The sequence below is a fragment of the Streptomyces sp. NBC_00620 genome (assembly GCF_026341825.1).
GTDB lineage: Bacteria > Actinomycetota > Actinomycetes > Streptomycetales > Streptomycetaceae > Streptomyces.
Map to the genome: position 1 here is coordinate 637,794 of NZ_JAPENY010000002.1, position 15,490 is coordinate 653,283.

Sequence of the window (15,490 nt, forward strand, 5' to 3'; positions counted from 1 at the left end):
CAGTCCCCCCACAGGAGGTCTCCGTGAACTCGGTCCTCGGACGCCGAACCCGCTTTCTGGCCGCCACCACCGCGACGGCCGGGCTGCTGCTCGTGGCCGGCTGCTCCTCGGACGACGGCGGAGGCTCGACCACCGTCAAGGGCGTCAAGCTCGTCAAGGCGGATCAGATCACCACCTGCACCCACCTCCCGTACCCGCCCTTCCAGTCGGAGATCGACGGCAAGGTGCAGGGCTTCGACGTCTCGCTGATCGACCTGGTCGCCAAGGACCTGGGCGTGAAGCAGGAGTTCATCGACACGCCCTTCGAGAACTTCAAGACCGGCGCGTTCCTCAACTCCGGCGAGTGCGACCTCGCCGCGGCCGGCATGACCATCACCGACGAGCGCAAGAAGAACGTCGACTTCTCGGACCCGTACTTCGAGGCGACGCAGGCCGTCCTGGCCGACAAGAAGAGCGGCATCACCTCCTTCGCCGACCTCAAGGGCAAGAAGGTCGGCACCCAGGCCCAGACGACCGGCGAGGACTACGCCACGAGCCACGGCCTGGACCCCGTCTCCTTCGAGTCCTCCGACGCCCTCCTCAACGGGCTGCGCACCGGCCAGGTCCAGGCCGTCATCATCGACTACCCGGTCGTCCAGGGCTGGCTGAAGGACAAGGCCAACGCGGACGCCTTCGAGGTCGCCGACAACATCAACACCGGTGAGCAGTACGGCTTTTCGGTGAAGAAGGGCAACACCGCGCTCGTCGACGCCATCAACAAGGCGATCGCGGACGCGAAGGCCGACGGCACGTACAAGACGCTGTACGAGAAGTGGATCGGCCCGTACGACGCCGCTGCGGCCTCCGCCTCCCCGTCCGCCTCATGAGTGGAGCCGACGCACAACTCCAGCCACGCAAAAGCGGTCTGACCCGGCGTCAGAAGCGTGCGCTGTCACGCGGCGTCCAGTACGTCGTGTTCGTCGCGGCCGTGGTCGCCTTCGCGGCCACGGCCGACTGGGGGCGGCTGAAGAACCAGTTCGCGCAGTGGGACCTGGTCACGCAGATGTTCCCGGACGTCATCACGATGGCGCTGAAGAACACCGTGCTCTACACCATGTCCGGCTTCGTCTTCGGCCTCGTGCTCGGCATGGTCGTCGCCCTGATGCGGCTGTCCCCGGTGGGCCCCTACCGCTGGGTCGCCGGCATCTACATCGAGATCTTCCGCGGCCTGCCCGCCCTGCTCATCTTCGTGTTCGTGGGTGTCGCCGTGCCGCTGGCGTTCCCGGGCACGGAGATCCCCGGCGGCACCTACGGCAAGGTGGCCCTGGCCCTCGGCCTCGTCTCGGCCGCCTACATGGCCGAGACGATCCGCGCGGGCATCCAGGCCGTGCCCAAGGGGCAGATGGAGGCGGCCCGTTCGCTGGGCTTCTCGCACACCCGGGCCATGGTCTCGATCATCATCCCGCAGGCCTTCCGCATCGTGATCCCGCCGCTCACCAACGAACTCGTCCTCCTCTTCAAGGACTCCTCGCTGGTGCTGTTCCTCGGCGTCACGCTGGAGGAACGCGAACTCACCAAGTTCGGGCGCGACCTGGCGAGCCAGACCGCCAACTCCACGCCGATCCTGGTCGCGGGCCTGTGCTACCTGCTGGTCACGATCCCGCTCGGCTTCGTCGTGCGCCGCCTCGAGACGAAGGCCGGGGAGGCCACCAAGTGAGCACGTCTCAGCCACCAGAGATCCGTAGGACACCAGAGATTCAGGTCAAGGGCCTGCACAAGTCCTTCGGCGACAACGAGGTGCTGCGCGGCATCGACCTGGAGATCGGCTCGGGTGAAGTCGTCTGCGTCATCGGCCCGTCCGGCTCCGGCAAGTCCACACTGCTGCGCTGCGTGAACCTCCTCGAGGAGCCCACCAAGGGCGAGGTCTTCGTCGGCGGTACGGAGGTCACGCACCCCGACGTCGACATCGACGCCGTACGCCGCCGTATCGGCATGGTCTTCCAGCAGTTCAACCTCTTCCCCCACCTGTCGGTGACCGACAACCTCACGCTGCCGCAGCGCCGGGTGCTGAAGCGGGACAAGGCCGAGGCCTCCCGGATCGCCGCGGAGAACCTGCGGCGCGTGGGCCTCTCCGAGAAGGCCGACGCGTACCCCTCCTCCCTCTCCGGCGGCCAGCAGCAGCGCGTCGCGATCGCCCGCGCCCTGGCCATGGGCCCCGAGGTGATGCTCTTCGACGAGCCCACCTCGGCCCTCGACCCCGAACTCGTCGGCGACGTACTCGCGGTCATGCGGATGCTCGCCAACGAGGGCATGACGATGATGGTCGTCACCCACGAGATGACCTTCGCGCGCGAGGTCGCCGACCGCGTCGTCTTCATGGACGGCGGCGTGATCGTCGAGGAGGGCGCCCCCGCACAGGTCATCGGCAACCCGAGCCACGAGCGGACGCGGCACTTCCTGTCGCGCCTGCTTGACCCCGCGATGGCGGATGTCGAGGAGGACCGCGCCCCGTAAGGGGCGCGGGGAACTGCGCGACCAGCCACGAACCACCTGCAGTCGGCGAACTAAGGTTCAGCCCATGAGCGATCAGGCGGTGCTCCGTGTGAAGGGCCGGGTCCTCGTCGGACCCGACGACGTCCGCGACGAGTTGTGGGTCGTCGGCGGGAGGATCTCGTACGAGCGCCCCGCCGGCGCCCGTGACATCCGTACCGTCGAGGGCTGGGCCCTGCCCGGTCTCGTCGACGCGCACTGCCACGTAGGGCTCGGCCTGCACGGCCCCGTCGACGCCGACGTCGCCGAGAAGCAGGCGCTGACCGATCGCGAGGCCGGCACCCTGCTGCTGAGGGACGCGGGTTCGCCCTCCGACACCCGCTGGATCGACGACCGCGCAGACCTCCCGAAGATCATCCGCGCGGGCCGCCACATCGCCCGAACCCGCCGCTACATCAGGAACTTCGCGCACGAGATCGAGCCGGAGGACCTCGTCGCGTACGTCGCCCAGGAGGCCCGGCGCGGCGACGGCTGGGTCAAACTCGTGGGCGACTGGATCGACCGCGGCACCGGCGACCTGAGCGCCTGCTGGCCCCGGGACGCCGTCGAGGCCGCGATCGCCGAGGCACACCGCCTCGGCGCCCGCGTGACCGCGCACTGCTTCGCCGAGGACTCCCTGCGTGATTTGGTCGAGGCGGGCATCGACTGCGTGGAGCACGCGACGGGCCTGACCGAGGACACCATCCCGCTCTTCGCCGAGCACGGCGTCGCGATCGTCCCCACGCTGGTGAACATCGCGACCTTCCCGCAGCTCGCGGCCGGCGGCGACGGGAAGTTCCCCCAATGGTCCGCGCACATGCGCCAGTTGCACGAACGGCGCTACGACACCGTGCGCGCGGCCTACGACGCCGGGATCCCCGTGTACGTCGGCACCGACGCGGGCGGCTCGCTCGCCCACGGTCTTGTCGCGGGCGAGGTCGCCGAACTCGTCACCGCCGGCATCCCGCCCGTCGAGGCGCTGTCGGCCACGACGTGGGGCGCGCGGCGCTGGCTGGGACGGCCGGGCCTCGACGAGGGGGCACCGGCGGACCTCGTGGTGTACGAAGGGGATCCGCGGGCGGACATACGCGTGCTGGCCGCCCCGCGGCGGATCGTGCTGAACGGGCGGGTCGTGGGTTAGGCGCCACGGATCCCCGGGATCCCGGTACAGAGAGAGTCACTTGCCTTCAACGAGGGAGCGCTGGCGGAGATGATCGATCCGGCAACCATCGACGTGCCCGAATTCCTGGAGCGCTGGTACGGCCCTCCCGACGGCCCGTCCGGGACGCTCCCGACCACCTGCGACTGGCTCCCGGCCCCCCTCAAGGAGTGGCACAGGCTCGCGTCCCGGTGGTCGACCCCGCTCATGACGGTGAACCGGATGATCGCGCCGGAACAGGTGAAGGCGGGCGAGGACAGCACGGCCGTCTTCATGGAGGACGCGACCGGCGACTGGCGTTGGGCGTTCGGCACCGCGGAGCCGGACGTGGTCCACGAAGCCGAGCTCTACGAGCCGTGGCAGCGGTGCGCGGAGAGCCTCCCGGAACTCCTGACGCACAGCGTCCTGTACGAGGCCACGTACACGGGCAGTTCGTGGCGGGAGTGCGCCCAGGTGGAGGAGCACCGGCTCGACTCCGTCCTCGCGCCGATGACACGGATCGCGTTCGGCGGCTGGGGTTCGCCCCGCCCCGGTGGCCGGATCTTCATGAGCGACACCCTGGTCGCCGCGACGGGGCCCGCGATGGCCCCCGGAAGCCCCTGGGAGAACAGGCCGGGATACGCGGAGGTGCGCGTGGCCACCACGGAGCCCGAGCGTCTGGCCTACCTGGACGACATGACTGACATCCCTTGGATCAAGCCGTTCCCCTGACCGCCGTCAGACAGGCCATCGGCCCCGGCAGCACGAGGTTGCCGGGGCCGATGAGCGCGGAGCGGGATCGGTCAGATGGTCAACGCCCCAGGAAGGGCAGTTGCCGGATCGCACCCCCCGCGTCCCGGAAGATCACCGTCAGCGTCGCGCCCGACGGCAACATGGTGGGCAGGGCGGCCGTGCATCCTCCGCAGACGTAGTTGCCGCTGATGAACAGCCGGGCCTCGGTGGCACCTTGGGCCCGCATCGCGCCCGCCGCCTGCGCTTCCAGGTGGTGGAAGTTCTGGCCGGTCGCCCCGGGCGGAAGGTTGCCCGCGTAGGACGGGCTGAGGTTGCGGCTGCCCGAGGACACGGGGATCGGACCGTTCCAGCCCGGCAGGTGCAGGGCGCCGGTCATGCCCCCGGGGTTCGCGAACTGGTTCGCCGCGTCGGCCGCCTGCTGCAGTCCCTCTTCGAGATCGTCCGGACCGCAGCCGTTGTGTACGAGGACCGGACTGCCCCCGGCCACCACGTAGTACGTGTGGACCCCGGCGACCGTGAGGTTGTGGACGGTCGCCTTCGCCGACCAGGGGTCGACGGCCGTGATCTGGATCCAGCTCCCGCTGCCCGTGCTCAGCCACTGCCCGGGTTTCAGGTCGCCGGCATCCACCCAACGGCCCACGTCGGGCAGCCAGAACGGGTGGCCGTCCGTGGCCGTGATCGTCGACGTGGCGTCCCCGGCACGGCCGTCGGTGTCGACGGTGAGCGTGACGAGCTGCTTGGCGCCCTTGCCGGTGATGGTGGCGGTCACCGCACGGGACCGGGTGTCGTCGGTCTCGACGTCGGAGGCCGCGACCCGGTCTCCGACCAGGATGTCCTCGATCGCCTTGGTGGTGCCGTCGGCCATCAGGACCTGGGTGCCCGGGGTGAAGCTGTTGCGGACCTTGCAGCTCGCACCGCTGCTGGGCGGCTGCTCCGGAACCTTCGGCGGGGCCGGGGCCGGGGCGGGCACCGGATTCGCCGGAGCCGGAGCCGGAGCGGCATTGGCCGGCGGAGCCGCGTTCGCGGGCGGGGCGGCGCCCGCCGGAGGAGCGGCGCCGGCCGGCGGCAGGGCGTTGTCGGCCGTGCGGCGGACGTCGTTGGCGGCATCGACGGCGTCGATCACCTCGTCGCCGTACTTGACCGCCTTGGCCGCCGAGGCGCCGTACCCCGCGAACGGGATCGCCGACGCGCAGGACAGGCCCGCGTCCACATAGTTGCCCTCGGCCGCGTACCAGCCGCAGTTGGCGAGGTCGGCGATCTCACCGACGGCCGGGATCAGGCCGACGACGTCCAGGGCCAGGTGACCGATGTCCGACCACGACATTCCGAACAGGTGCCCGTCGATCTCGACGAACGAGACCGGGTTGCCGCCCGCGAAGGCGTACCGGTTGCCGGTGAACGGGTCGGTCGTCAGGCCCATGTCGGCGAGCGCGCCGCCGTACATGTCGCGGGTCAGGAACCGGTTCAGGCCGGGGTCGTAGGTCCGGAAGCCCATGTCGTAGGTGCCGGACGTGGAGTCGAAGCGCTTGCCGTTGAACCGGTAGGAGTTGTACGGCTCCTCGCCGCCCGACCCGGGCTTGTCGGCGCCGGTGAACTGGGCGTTGTCGTTCTTGCCGTACGCGGTGTAGCCGTACGTCGCCTTGGTGTTGCCGTCCTTGTCGGTGAGCGCCTCGACGTCACCGTGGGGGTGGTAGGCGTACTGGGTGGTCTCGGGGTCCTTGTCCTCCTCGTCCTTGATCTGGGTGAGTTTCTGGCCCCAGGAGGCGTACTGGAAGGACGTCACGGACTCGTCCGACACTTCCTCCCGCAGGGACAGGGAGGTGATCCCGAGATACGTGAAGAGGGTGGTCTTCGCGTCGTCGCCGCTGCCCTGGGACTCCTTGACGGTGCGGTCGAAGGCGTCGTACGTCATCCGGGTCGTCTTCGCCGCGTCGCCGCTGCCCGCGGTGATCGAGGCGGGCCGGTCGAAGCCGTCGTAGCGGTACTTCTGGATGCTCTCGCCGCCGAAGGAGACGGTGTCGAGACGGCCGAGCGGGTCGTAGTTGTACGTCGAGGAGGCGCCGTCCTCGGTGGAGGTGAGGAGCCGGTTGCGGTCGTAGCGGTGGGTGGTCGTGGTGTCGTCGACGGTCTGCCGGATCACATTGCCGGCGGCGTCGTGCCGGTACTCCTCCGTCGCCTCGTCGTCGCCGGTCTTCGTCACCTTGGCGATGCGGTCCTGCGGGTCGTAGCCGTACGCGTAGGTGTTGTCGACGGTGTCGCCGTGGTCGTCGGCGTCCATCACCTTGAGGACGTCCTCGAGCTTGTGACCGTTGGCGTTGTAGGTCAGCGCGTGTTCGGCGACGACCGTGCCGTCGGACTTCTTCTCGCTCGTCCGCTTCGTCGCCCCGTCGAGGTAGTAGTCGACGGTGAGGACATTGCCGTTGGGCTTGGTCTCCTCGGCGAGTTCACCGCGGGAGGTGTACTCCAGGCCGGTCACCTGCTGGTCCCCGGCCGTCGGAGAGGCGGCGTTGGTGATCCGCTCCACCCGGTCCAGGGCGTCGTACTCCAGCTTGCTCCAGGTCAGGTCGTGCGTGGTGGTGAGCGTGTTGCCGTTGGCGTCGTAGGTCAGCTCGGCGGTGTTGCGGACGGAGTCCCCGTCGTGCTCGACGACCTTGGTGAGCTGGTTGATCCCGTCGTAGCCGAGGGTGTACCGGTCGACCTCGACGCCCGGGCTGCGGTCGGTGATCTCGGTCTGGTTCCCGTTGGCGTCGTAGCGGTAGGAGAAGTCCTTGTTCTCGTTGTCGGTGTCGCCGGAGTTGTCGCGGACCAGCCGCACCGCGTCCGCGACGACGACACCGGTCGCCTTGTCCGTCAGGGTGACGGCCTGGCCGGCGTTCTCCTCGAAGGTGTACTTGCCCAGTGACCGCCATTCACCCGGGAGTTCGGTCTGGTCGAGGGTCTTCTCCTCGGTTCCGTCCTTGTGCTTGATCTCGTACGTGGCGTCCTTCGCAGCGCCCTCGACCTTCGGGTTGCGGACGTAGACCGTGTAGTCGCCGTTCTGCGGGATGTTCAGCTGCCACACGAACCGGGACTCGCCGGACCCCGCCGCATGGGTCTGCGCGTTGAAGCCGTACGAGCCCTCTGCGGTGACCTCGTCCCAAGTCCCCTGTGTCGCCGTGTTGTTGACGTCGGAGTTGTCGACGAGCGCGACCTGGAGACCGACCGGGACGCCGTTGTCCGACCGGGACTTCAGCGCGCCGCTCGGATAGAAGGCGGAGTTGAGGGTCCGGGAGACCGAACCGCCCGCGCTGGTCAGGGTGTTCTGGATCTGCTGACCGAGTTCGTTGTACTCGTAGGTGCTCTTGATGTCGAAGGCGTCGGTGGACGTCCGGATCCAGCCGGTGTCGAAGTAGCTGTACCGCGACTCGTTGCGGACGGACTGGCCCTCCGACGGCGGGGCGCTGACCTTCACCGGCCGGCCGACCTCGTCGTACTGGTAGATCGTCCGGTCGGGCTTGTTGTAGCGCTCGTCGTCCGGGTCGTAGGGGGTGAGGGTCTCCTTGACCCGGTTCAGTTCGTCGTAGACGGTCTCGGCGGCGAAGTCCTCGGGGTCCGCGCCCGTCTCGACGCCGCGCGGGGTGATGACCCGGGTCTGGTTGCCCGCCTCGTCGTACTCGAAGCGGGTGGTGCGCAAGACGGTGTCGGCACCGTTCTTCTCGTGCGGGGTGCGCGCCTCGACCAGGGCGGCGCGGGCGTCGAGGACCAGCTCGGCGCGGTTCCCGTCGGCGTCCGTGGTGGCGGTGGTCAGCCCGTCCCAGTCGTAGGTGCTCGTCGTCGAGTTGCCGGTCGCGTCCGTCGTCTCAAGGAGCCGGTGGTCGAGGTCGTAGCGGAACCGGCTGGTGTAGTCGTCCGGATCCTGGCTCTCGGCCTTGCGCGCGTCAACGACCTCGACCAGATCGCCGACACCGTCGTACGCGGCGGTGGCGCGGTGACCGGCCGCGTCCTCGGTCGCGATCCGCTGGTAGATCTCGTTGTAGGTGATCTTCGTGGTGTAGTCGTCGGGGTCCTCGGTCAGGGTGCCCTTCGGCTGCGTCGACGTCAGCTGGTTGCCGACCTTGTCGAACGTGTACGTCGTCCGCCGCAGCGGGTCGCCGGCTTCGTCGCCGGGCTGCACCAGCTCGACCTGCTGGTCGGCGGCGTCGAAACGGCTGGTGCTCGACGCGCCGTTGGGGGAGGTGAACTCGACGGTGTTGTCGTTCCTGTCGTACACCGGCGCAGGTGTGACGAGGAAGTCGCCCGCCTCCTGGTCCTTGGGGATCCGGTTCTCCAGCGGACGCCCGAACAGGTCGTACGTCTGCGTCGTCGTCGCCCCGTTGGCCTCCTCCAGCTCGGTCACGTTGCCGCGCACGTCGTACGTCGTCCGCGTCCGGTTGCCGAGCGCGTCGACGATGGTGCGCGGATAGCCGGACGGGTCGTAGTCCTCGAACCGGGTGGTGTGCTCGTTGGCGTCGGTGGCCGCGGTGAGCCGGCCCCGCGCGTCATAGGTGCTCGTCGAGGTGTAGTCGCCCTCGGGCTCGGTCGTGACGCCCTTGGGGTCGGTGACCGAGGTCGGATTGCCCACGGCGTCATGGCCGAAGCGCCAGATCCGGCCCTCGGGGGAGACCCGCTGGGTCAGATCGGCGATGTAGCCGTTCTCGCCGGTGGCGTACGTGAGGGTGGCGGCGGGCCGGTCGTTCTTGACCGCCTCGGCGTCCCTGACCTCAAGCGGATAGCCGGTCTTGGGGTCGTACTTCCAGGTGCGGGCGGCGCCGTTGTTCTCCTCCAGGCGCGTGACGTTGTTGTCCGCGTCCCAGGCGAGCCTGGTGGTCTGCCGTTCGGCGTTGGTGAGCTTCACCGGCCGCCCGTAGCTGTCGAGAAGCTGCGTGCTCGGATTGCCCTCGGCGTCGGTGACGACGGTCTGCGCCGCCTTGCCGTCATGGCCGTCCGGGTCCGCGTAGCGGTAGCCGGTCAGACCGCCAAGGCGGTCCTTGATCGACTTGGTGTACCCCAGGTAGGGCAGCTGGTCCTTGTCGTCGTGCGGGCCGACGTAGTCGAGCTCGGTGGCGTGACCGAGCGGGTCGGTGACCTGGACCAGCTTGATGCCCGGGTGGTCGAGCTCCTTGCCGTAGGTGAACCCGAACTCCTTGCGCAGCTTGTCGTTCGCGCCGGCACCGTCCGTCAGCCGCCCGAGCAGCCCCTTCTCGGTGAACGTGAAGTCGACCCGCCGCCCCGAGATGTCGGTGACGGAACGGACCTTGTCGATGATGAACGGGTTGAGGAGATGGTCACCGGTGCGCAGCTCGCCGTCCTCGTCGAGGTACGAGTACGGCTCGCCCTTCTCCCAGTAGTCGACGGTGAGAGTGCGCCGTCCCTCGGCGTCGGTGACGTACTTCAGCAGCTTCTGGCCGAGCAGCCGCTGCTCGTAGGTGAACTCCATCCGGTTGCCGTTCTTGTCCACCATGGCGCTCGGATAGCCCTGGCAGTCGAAGAGGAACCGGGTGCGGTCCGGGCGCAGGAACTCCCAGGCCTCCCGCTCGTGCGGGTGCAGCAGACAGCTCTTCTCCAGCTGCCTGACCTTGAAGTGGACCCCGGAGGGGGAGTCCCACTCACCCTTCTTGTTCTTGCTGAAGACATGGCTGGTGCCGTCGCCGTCGGTCATCGTGATGCGGGCCGGCAGCAGCGCGGAGGGATGGAAGTCCAGCGGGGTGCCGAGCCGGACGGGCGAGGACGCCTGGAGGGACCAGCCGGGTCCGGCCGGAGTGGAGGAGGCGTCCTGCGAGTTGTAGGAGAGCCGCAGGAAGGTCGAGAAGCCCAGGGACGGGTTCGAGAAGGCGTTGTACGACCAGACCGCGTTCCCCGCGTAGAGGTTGCTCATCAGGGCGGAGCCCGCGCCGGTGTTCTTGCCCGCGTAGGAGTAGAAGTCCTCGAGACCGAGCTGGTCGGAGGTCGGGTACTCGGCGGTCACCTGGTGCTTGGACGGCGGTACCCCGTCGGTCTCGGAGAGCCACTTGCCGGTGGCCTTCTCCCGCAGGTCCCACTCCAGGCCGAAGGTCAGCCGCTTGTCGAGCGGGTCGATGAGGACCGGCGCCTTGAGCTGCGCGTCGAAGGTGACGGAGCCGCCCGGCGGGACGTCCTGGGGGAGCGGGGTGGCGTCCTTGTTGAGGAGGCTGGTGACGTCCTTGCCGTCCAGCGTCCAGCGGTACGACAGGACGCGCTCGCCCTTCTTCCACACCGTGCCGGTGGTGTTGGTGAGCGTCGCCTCGACGGTGGAGGTCTCGCCCGGGACGACCCGCGTCGGCGTGTACGGCAGGAAGTAGGTCTCGGCCTCGGGCGCGGCGAGCAGTTTCCCGCCCTGGGCGACCTGCCCGACGGCAGGCAGCTCAACCGCGCGGACCGGGCTGGTCAGCAGCTCTCCGCCCTTGGTGTGCACGGCGACGAGGTAGTGGTACGTCCTGCCCTCGTCGCCGACCGGCGCGGGGGAGGCGGAACGGTCGGCGAAGGTCCGGGTGTCGCGGTCGACCGGGGCGAGAAGCGTCTCGGCGGTCGGCTTGAAGTCCTTCGTGGTGGAGCGGTGGACCTCGTACTCCAGAAGGTCGTTGCCCTGGTAGGGAGTCCAGACGAGGTCGGCACCGGTGGCGTGCGCCGTGCGGGGTTCCTCGATCCTCACGCCCTCGGCCTCGCCCGCGACCGCCGGGCGGGCGGAGTCGGCGCCCCGGGTGCGGTCGAGGGCGATACCGGCGGGCTGTTCGCCCTTGAGCGGGTCCTCGTTCCTGTCGTCGCCGCGTTCACTGTTGGGACGCCAGCCGTCACGTGGATCGCTGGTGTCGGGGCCGGAAACGGCGGTGGGTCTCGCCTTGTCCTGGACCGAGGGGGCCGCCGGGGCGGCGGCCACGATCATCGCCGACGCCACGACACCGATCACGGCGGTGCGGAGGCCGGAGCGGCGTAAGGGTCGGTGGAGGAAGGGGGCGAAGCGGATGCGGGTGCGGTCTGAGGTTGCCATGTGGTGGGCTCCTTGTCCCCGTGGGCACAGCGGACGCACAGGAATCGCCAAGCGCACCTGTCCTATCAGGCTTCTCCAAAAGCTTGTCAAGGGCATGCAAAATGGAAAGGTGAGTTCCGGACTGTGAACGATGTTGACGGGGCGTGACGTGTCAGCTCGCCGTCTCGTTGAGCACTTTCACCCCGCGCGCTGGGTGGTGAACGGCGCGCCGCTCGATATGGGGGTGTGGGGGTGGCGTCGTGGAACATCCGTGCCTGGGGATTCGAATGCATGCACCAAAAAGCCACGTTGGAGTGAAGTCACGCAGGATCGCTCACGGTTCACTCGCTGTGCGTAATCCTGACCGGGTCCCAAGCATGTCTCTTACGAGGGGTCCCCCACCTTGAACGGCAACAACTTCCGCATGCCCGCACGCCGGTTCGTCACCGTCGCCGCCGCAACGGCTCTGGCCGCAGGCCCCGCCGCGCTCGCCGGCGCGGGGTCCGCGCACGCGACCGACGACACCGGCGAGCAGGGCAGCGCGAGCGCCGTCGTGCTGCGCACCGGGCTCGACGTGTCCCTGCTCAACAAGACGGTGAACGTTCCGCTCACCGTCTCCCTCAACGAGGTGCGGGCGCCGCAGAGCTCCGAAAAGACCGCGCTCACCGCCCGGTTGGAGGGCGTCGACGGCGGGCAGCCGTTCAGTGTGCTGGGTGCGGAGGTCGCTGCCGCGAAGGCGACGGTGTCCGCTCGGAAGGCCGAGGGGTACACGAACCTCGCCCATGCGAAGGTCCATGTTCCCGGGCTTCCGCTGCTCTCCCTCATCGAGGTCGAGTCGGTCACGTCCCGGGCGACCTGTGAGGCGGGCGAGAAGCCCGTGGCCACGTCGAATCTGCTGGGCGGGGTCACTGTCCTCGGCAAGAAGGTGACGCTGTCCGCCGGTGGGCCGACCGTGGTGGAGGTGCCCGGGGTCGGCTCTGTTCGCCTCGACCTCTCCAAGACGTCGACCACGTCCCGTACGGCGGCCGCGTCCGCGCTCGAACTCAAGGTGTCCATCAACCCGTTGAAGCTGAATGTGGCCGAGGTGGAGGGGACGGTGACTCTGGCGGGGGCGACGTGTGAGGCGCCGGTCGTGTCGTCCGACGACGCCCCGGTGGCGGACGTGAAGCCGCAGGGGGCGCCTGCGGAGGCGGGGCTTGCGGAGACGGGAGGTGGGGCGATGACGCCGTATGTGGTGGGTGGGGCGGTTGTGTTGCTTGCGGTGGGTGGGGGAGCGGTGGCTTTGGGGCGGCGTAGTCGGGGGTGAGGGAGGGTTTTTTCGCCCCCTCCGCCCCTACCCGTCCCATGCTTCCGGGCTACGCCCGGTGTCAGCCCGTCCGGCGTTTGAGGACGAGCGCGTCAGCGCGATACGGGGGTCTGGGGGCGGAGCCCCCAGGGGACGGGACGGGTAGGGGCGGAGGGGGCGAGCAAACACCACCTCAACCCCCAACCACCGTCACCGCCCGATCCAGCGCCAGCAGAAACCCATTCACAGTCACCCGGTCCCGAACCGCCAGCCGGATCCACTCCTCACCCAGCCCGGGAAACGTGTCCCCCCGCCGCACGGCGAACCCGAGCCCCCGCAGCTGACGCCGCACAAGGGCAGCCCCACGAATCCGCACCAGCACGAACGGCCCCTCCGCAGGCTCCACCACCCACAACCCGTCCACCTCGAACTCCTTGAGCCCAGCCACCAGATGGGCCCGATCCGCCGCAACCCGGTGGGCAGCGTGGGCGGCCTCCGCGAGCGCCCGGGAGGACACACACGCCGAGGCCGCCGCAAGCGCGGGCGTGGACACCGGCCACAACGGCTGGGCGCGCTCCAGCTCGACGATCGTCTCGGGGGCGGCGAGGACGTAGCCGATCCGCAGCCCGGCCAGCCCCCACGTCTTGGTGAGGCTGCGCAACACCACGAGCCCGGGCACATCCGTCCGCCCGGCAAGCGCCTCCCGCTCATCCGGCACGGCGTCCATGAACGCCTCGTCGACGACCAACGTCCGCCAGGGCCGGGCGAGTTCGGCGATCAGGCGAGCCGGATGCAGTACGGACGTCGGATTGGTCGGGTTCCCGATCACGACGAGATCCGCGTCCTCGGGAACGGCCGCAGGGTCGAGCCGGAACCCGTCCTCCGCGCGGAGCAGGACACGGTCGACGGAGTGCCCGGCGTCCCGAAGCGCCGCCTCCGGCTCGGTGAACTGAGGATGCACGACCACGGGCCGGCGCACCTTCAGAGCGCGCGCGAGCAGCACGAAGGCCTCGGCGGCACCCGCGGTGAGCAGCACCCGCTCGACGGGCAGCCCGTGCCGCGCAGCCACCGCGGCCCGCGCCTCCCGCCCGTCGGGGTAGGCCGCGAGCCCGGTCAGCGAGGCGGCGATCCGCTCGCGCAGCCACTCGGGGGGCGTGTCGGCGCGGACGTTCACGGCGAGATCGACGAGCGCCGAACCGTCGTCGCGCACCTCGGCGTCCCCGTGGTGCCGCAGATCGTGTGCGTCGCCGTCGGACGCGCCCTCAGTGTGCGTGGGAGTGTGCATGGCCGCCATGGTGGTGTCCGTGGTGTCCTTGGTGGTCACCGTCGTCGTCGGGGTGGAAGTGCGGTTGCTGGGGCAGACCGACCTTGTCCTCGAAGCCGGGCAGGGCGATGCGGTAGACGCAGGAGTCGCAGTTCATCCGCAGGTCGCCCCGCACGGCCTCGCGGTAACGCTCCATGACCAGGTCGAGCAACTCCGGCTCGGGACCGATGACATCGGCGGAGCGCACCTCGACCTCCGGATGCGCGGCCGCCCAGCCCTCGGTCTGCTGGCGCACCCGCTCGGGCAGGATGCCGGTGAAGAGGAAGTAGGGGAGTACGACGATCCGGCGCGCGCCCAGCTTCACACAGCGGTCGAGACCGGACGGCACATCGGGCGCGGCCAGCGACACGAACGCCGTCTCGACGCCCGCGTAACCCCGGCCCTCCCACAGCAGCCGCGCCGCCTTGAGCACCTCGGCGTTGGCGTCCGGGTCGGTGGAACCGCGCCCCACCAGCAGGACGGTCACATCAGAGCGGTCCTGGGGCGTACGGGAAGTGGAGCCGAGGGCCTCGTCGAGGCGCCGCTCGAGGACGGCGAGGAGCGCCGGGTGCGGGCCCAGCGGACGCCCGTAGGTGTACGAGATCCCGGGGTGCCGCTCCTTCTCACGGGCCAGCGCCGCCGGGATGTCCCCCTTGGCGTGCCCGGCGGACACCAGCATCAGCGGAACGGCGGCGAAACGCCGTACCCCCTGCTCGACCAGTTCGGCCACGGCGTCACCCAGCGGCGGCGGGGACAGCTCGATGAACCCGCCCGCGACGGGCAGTTCGGGGTGCCGGCGCCCCAACTCCCGTACGAAGTCACGGAAGGCCTCGGCTCCGGCCTCATCCCGGGTGCCGTGTCCGGCGATCAGCAGGGCGGGGGACGGGGTGGTCACGATTTCTCCTTAGAGGGCTCGAAAGCCTTGGATACGGGGTGGTACAGGAGGGCGTTGAGCGCCGCCGCGGCGACTGCGGAGCCGCCCTTCTCGGACACGTTGCTGACCGCGGGCAGTCCGCTCTCGCGCAACGCGGCCTTGGACTCGGCCGCGCCGACGAAACCGACGGGCAGTCCGATGACGAGCGCCGGGTCGGCGTTCAGGGTCAGCAGCTCCTCCAGGGCGGTCGGCGCACAGCCGATCACCCAGAGGGCGCCGGGCCCGACGTCCTCGTACGCGAGCCGGATCGCGTGCGCCGAACGGGTCAGCCCCGGACCGGACTTGGCGTCCTTGAGCCGGCAGACGGTGTCGCGGCGGGTGATGCCCGCCGCGACCATCTCGACGTCGACGACGACGGGCGCACCGGCGTGCAGCGCGGCATGCGCCCGCTCCAGGGCGTGTTCGTCGGTGACGAGGTCCGCCGCGTAGTCGAGGTCGGCCGCGGAGTGGATGACCCGTTCCACGACCGCCCGCGTCAGCGGCGGGAAGTGCGAGGTGTCCAGGCGCGTGCGCAGCCGCCGGAAGGACTCCTGCTCGATGGGGTGCACCACACGTGTCACCCCGGTCGT

10 protein-coding genes are annotated in these 15,490 nt (G+C 69.7%); 6 read left to right on the forward strand and 4 right to left on the reverse strand.

From position 1 onward, the window contains the following. The first annotated feature begins 23 nt into the window (after positions 1-23). The 5 genes from OG246_RS22045 to OG246_RS22065 all read left to right on the forward strand — a co-directional run bounded on the left by OG246_RS22045 (position 24) and on the right by OG246_RS22065 (position 4,378). Positions 24-866, forward strand: a complete 843-nt coding sequence (locus OG246_RS22045; RefSeq protein WP_266466137.1) for an ABC transporter substrate-binding protein — start codon at positions 24-26, stop codon at positions 864-866. Then, positions 863-1,696, forward strand: coding sequence for an amino acid ABC transporter permease (locus OG246_RS22050; RefSeq protein WP_266466140.1), 834 nt, complete (start codon positions 863-865; stop codon positions 1,694-1,696). Before OG246_RS22045 ends, OG246_RS22050 begins: the two co-directional genes overlap by 4 nt. After that, on the forward strand, positions 1,693-2,493 hold the full coding sequence (locus OG246_RS22055) for an amino acid ABC transporter ATP-binding protein (protein ID WP_323178325.1): 801 nt from the start codon (positions 1,693-1,695) through the stop codon (positions 2,491-2,493). The genes OG246_RS22050 and OG246_RS22055 overlap by 4 nt, the downstream gene beginning before the upstream one ends. Positions 2,494-2,557: 64 nt before the next feature. Continuing rightward, entirely contained in the window at positions 2,558-3,649 is a 1,092-nt protein-coding gene (locus OG246_RS22060; RefSeq protein WP_266466143.1) for an amidohydrolase family protein, read from the forward strand. Positions 3,650-3,718: 69 nt separating this feature from the next. Continuing rightward, a complete protein-coding gene (locus OG246_RS22065; protein WP_266466146.1) occupies positions 3,719-4,378 on the forward strand; it encodes a hypothetical protein in 660 nt (219 codons plus the stop codon). Between the two features lie 79 nt (positions 4,379-4,457). Here the strand turns inward: OG246_RS22065 and OG246_RS22070 are convergent, their stop codons facing one another. Beyond that, entirely contained in the window at positions 4,458-11,420 is a 6,963-nt protein-coding gene (locus OG246_RS22070; RefSeq protein ID WP_266466149.1) for a polymorphic toxin-type HINT domain-containing protein, read from the reverse strand. A gap of 382 nt (positions 11,421-11,802) precedes the next feature. Here OG246_RS22070 and OG246_RS22075 point away from each other — a divergent pair, with 382 nt between their 5' ends. After that, on the forward strand, positions 11,803-12,705 hold the full coding sequence (locus OG246_RS22075; protein WP_266466152.1) for an SCO1860 family LAETG-anchored protein: 903 nt from the start codon (positions 11,803-11,805) through the stop codon (positions 12,703-12,705). 172 nt (positions 12,706-12,877) lie between these two features. Here the strand turns inward: OG246_RS22075 and cobC are convergent, their stop codons facing one another. From cobC to OG246_RS22090, 3 genes are read right to left on the reverse strand one after another with little or no spacing between them, the layout of a single operon-like run. After that, a complete protein-coding gene (cobC, locus tag OG246_RS22080; RefSeq protein WP_266466155.1) occupies positions 12,878-13,969 on the reverse strand; it encodes an Rv2231c family pyridoxal phosphate-dependent protein CobC in 1,092 nt (363 codons plus the stop codon). Further along, entirely contained in the window at positions 13,947-14,882 is a 936-nt protein-coding gene (locus OG246_RS22085) for a sirohydrochlorin chelatase (RefSeq protein WP_266466158.1), read from the reverse strand. Before OG246_RS22085 ends, cobC begins: the two co-directional genes overlap by 23 nt. Next, complete coding sequence (locus tag OG246_RS22090; RefSeq protein WP_266470795.1) at positions 14,879-15,481, reverse strand: precorrin-8X methylmutase; 603 nt, start codon at positions 15,479-15,481, stop codon at positions 14,879-14,881. The genes OG246_RS22085 and OG246_RS22090 overlap by 4 nt, the downstream gene beginning before the upstream one ends. Positions 15,482-15,490: the final 9 nt, after the last annotated feature.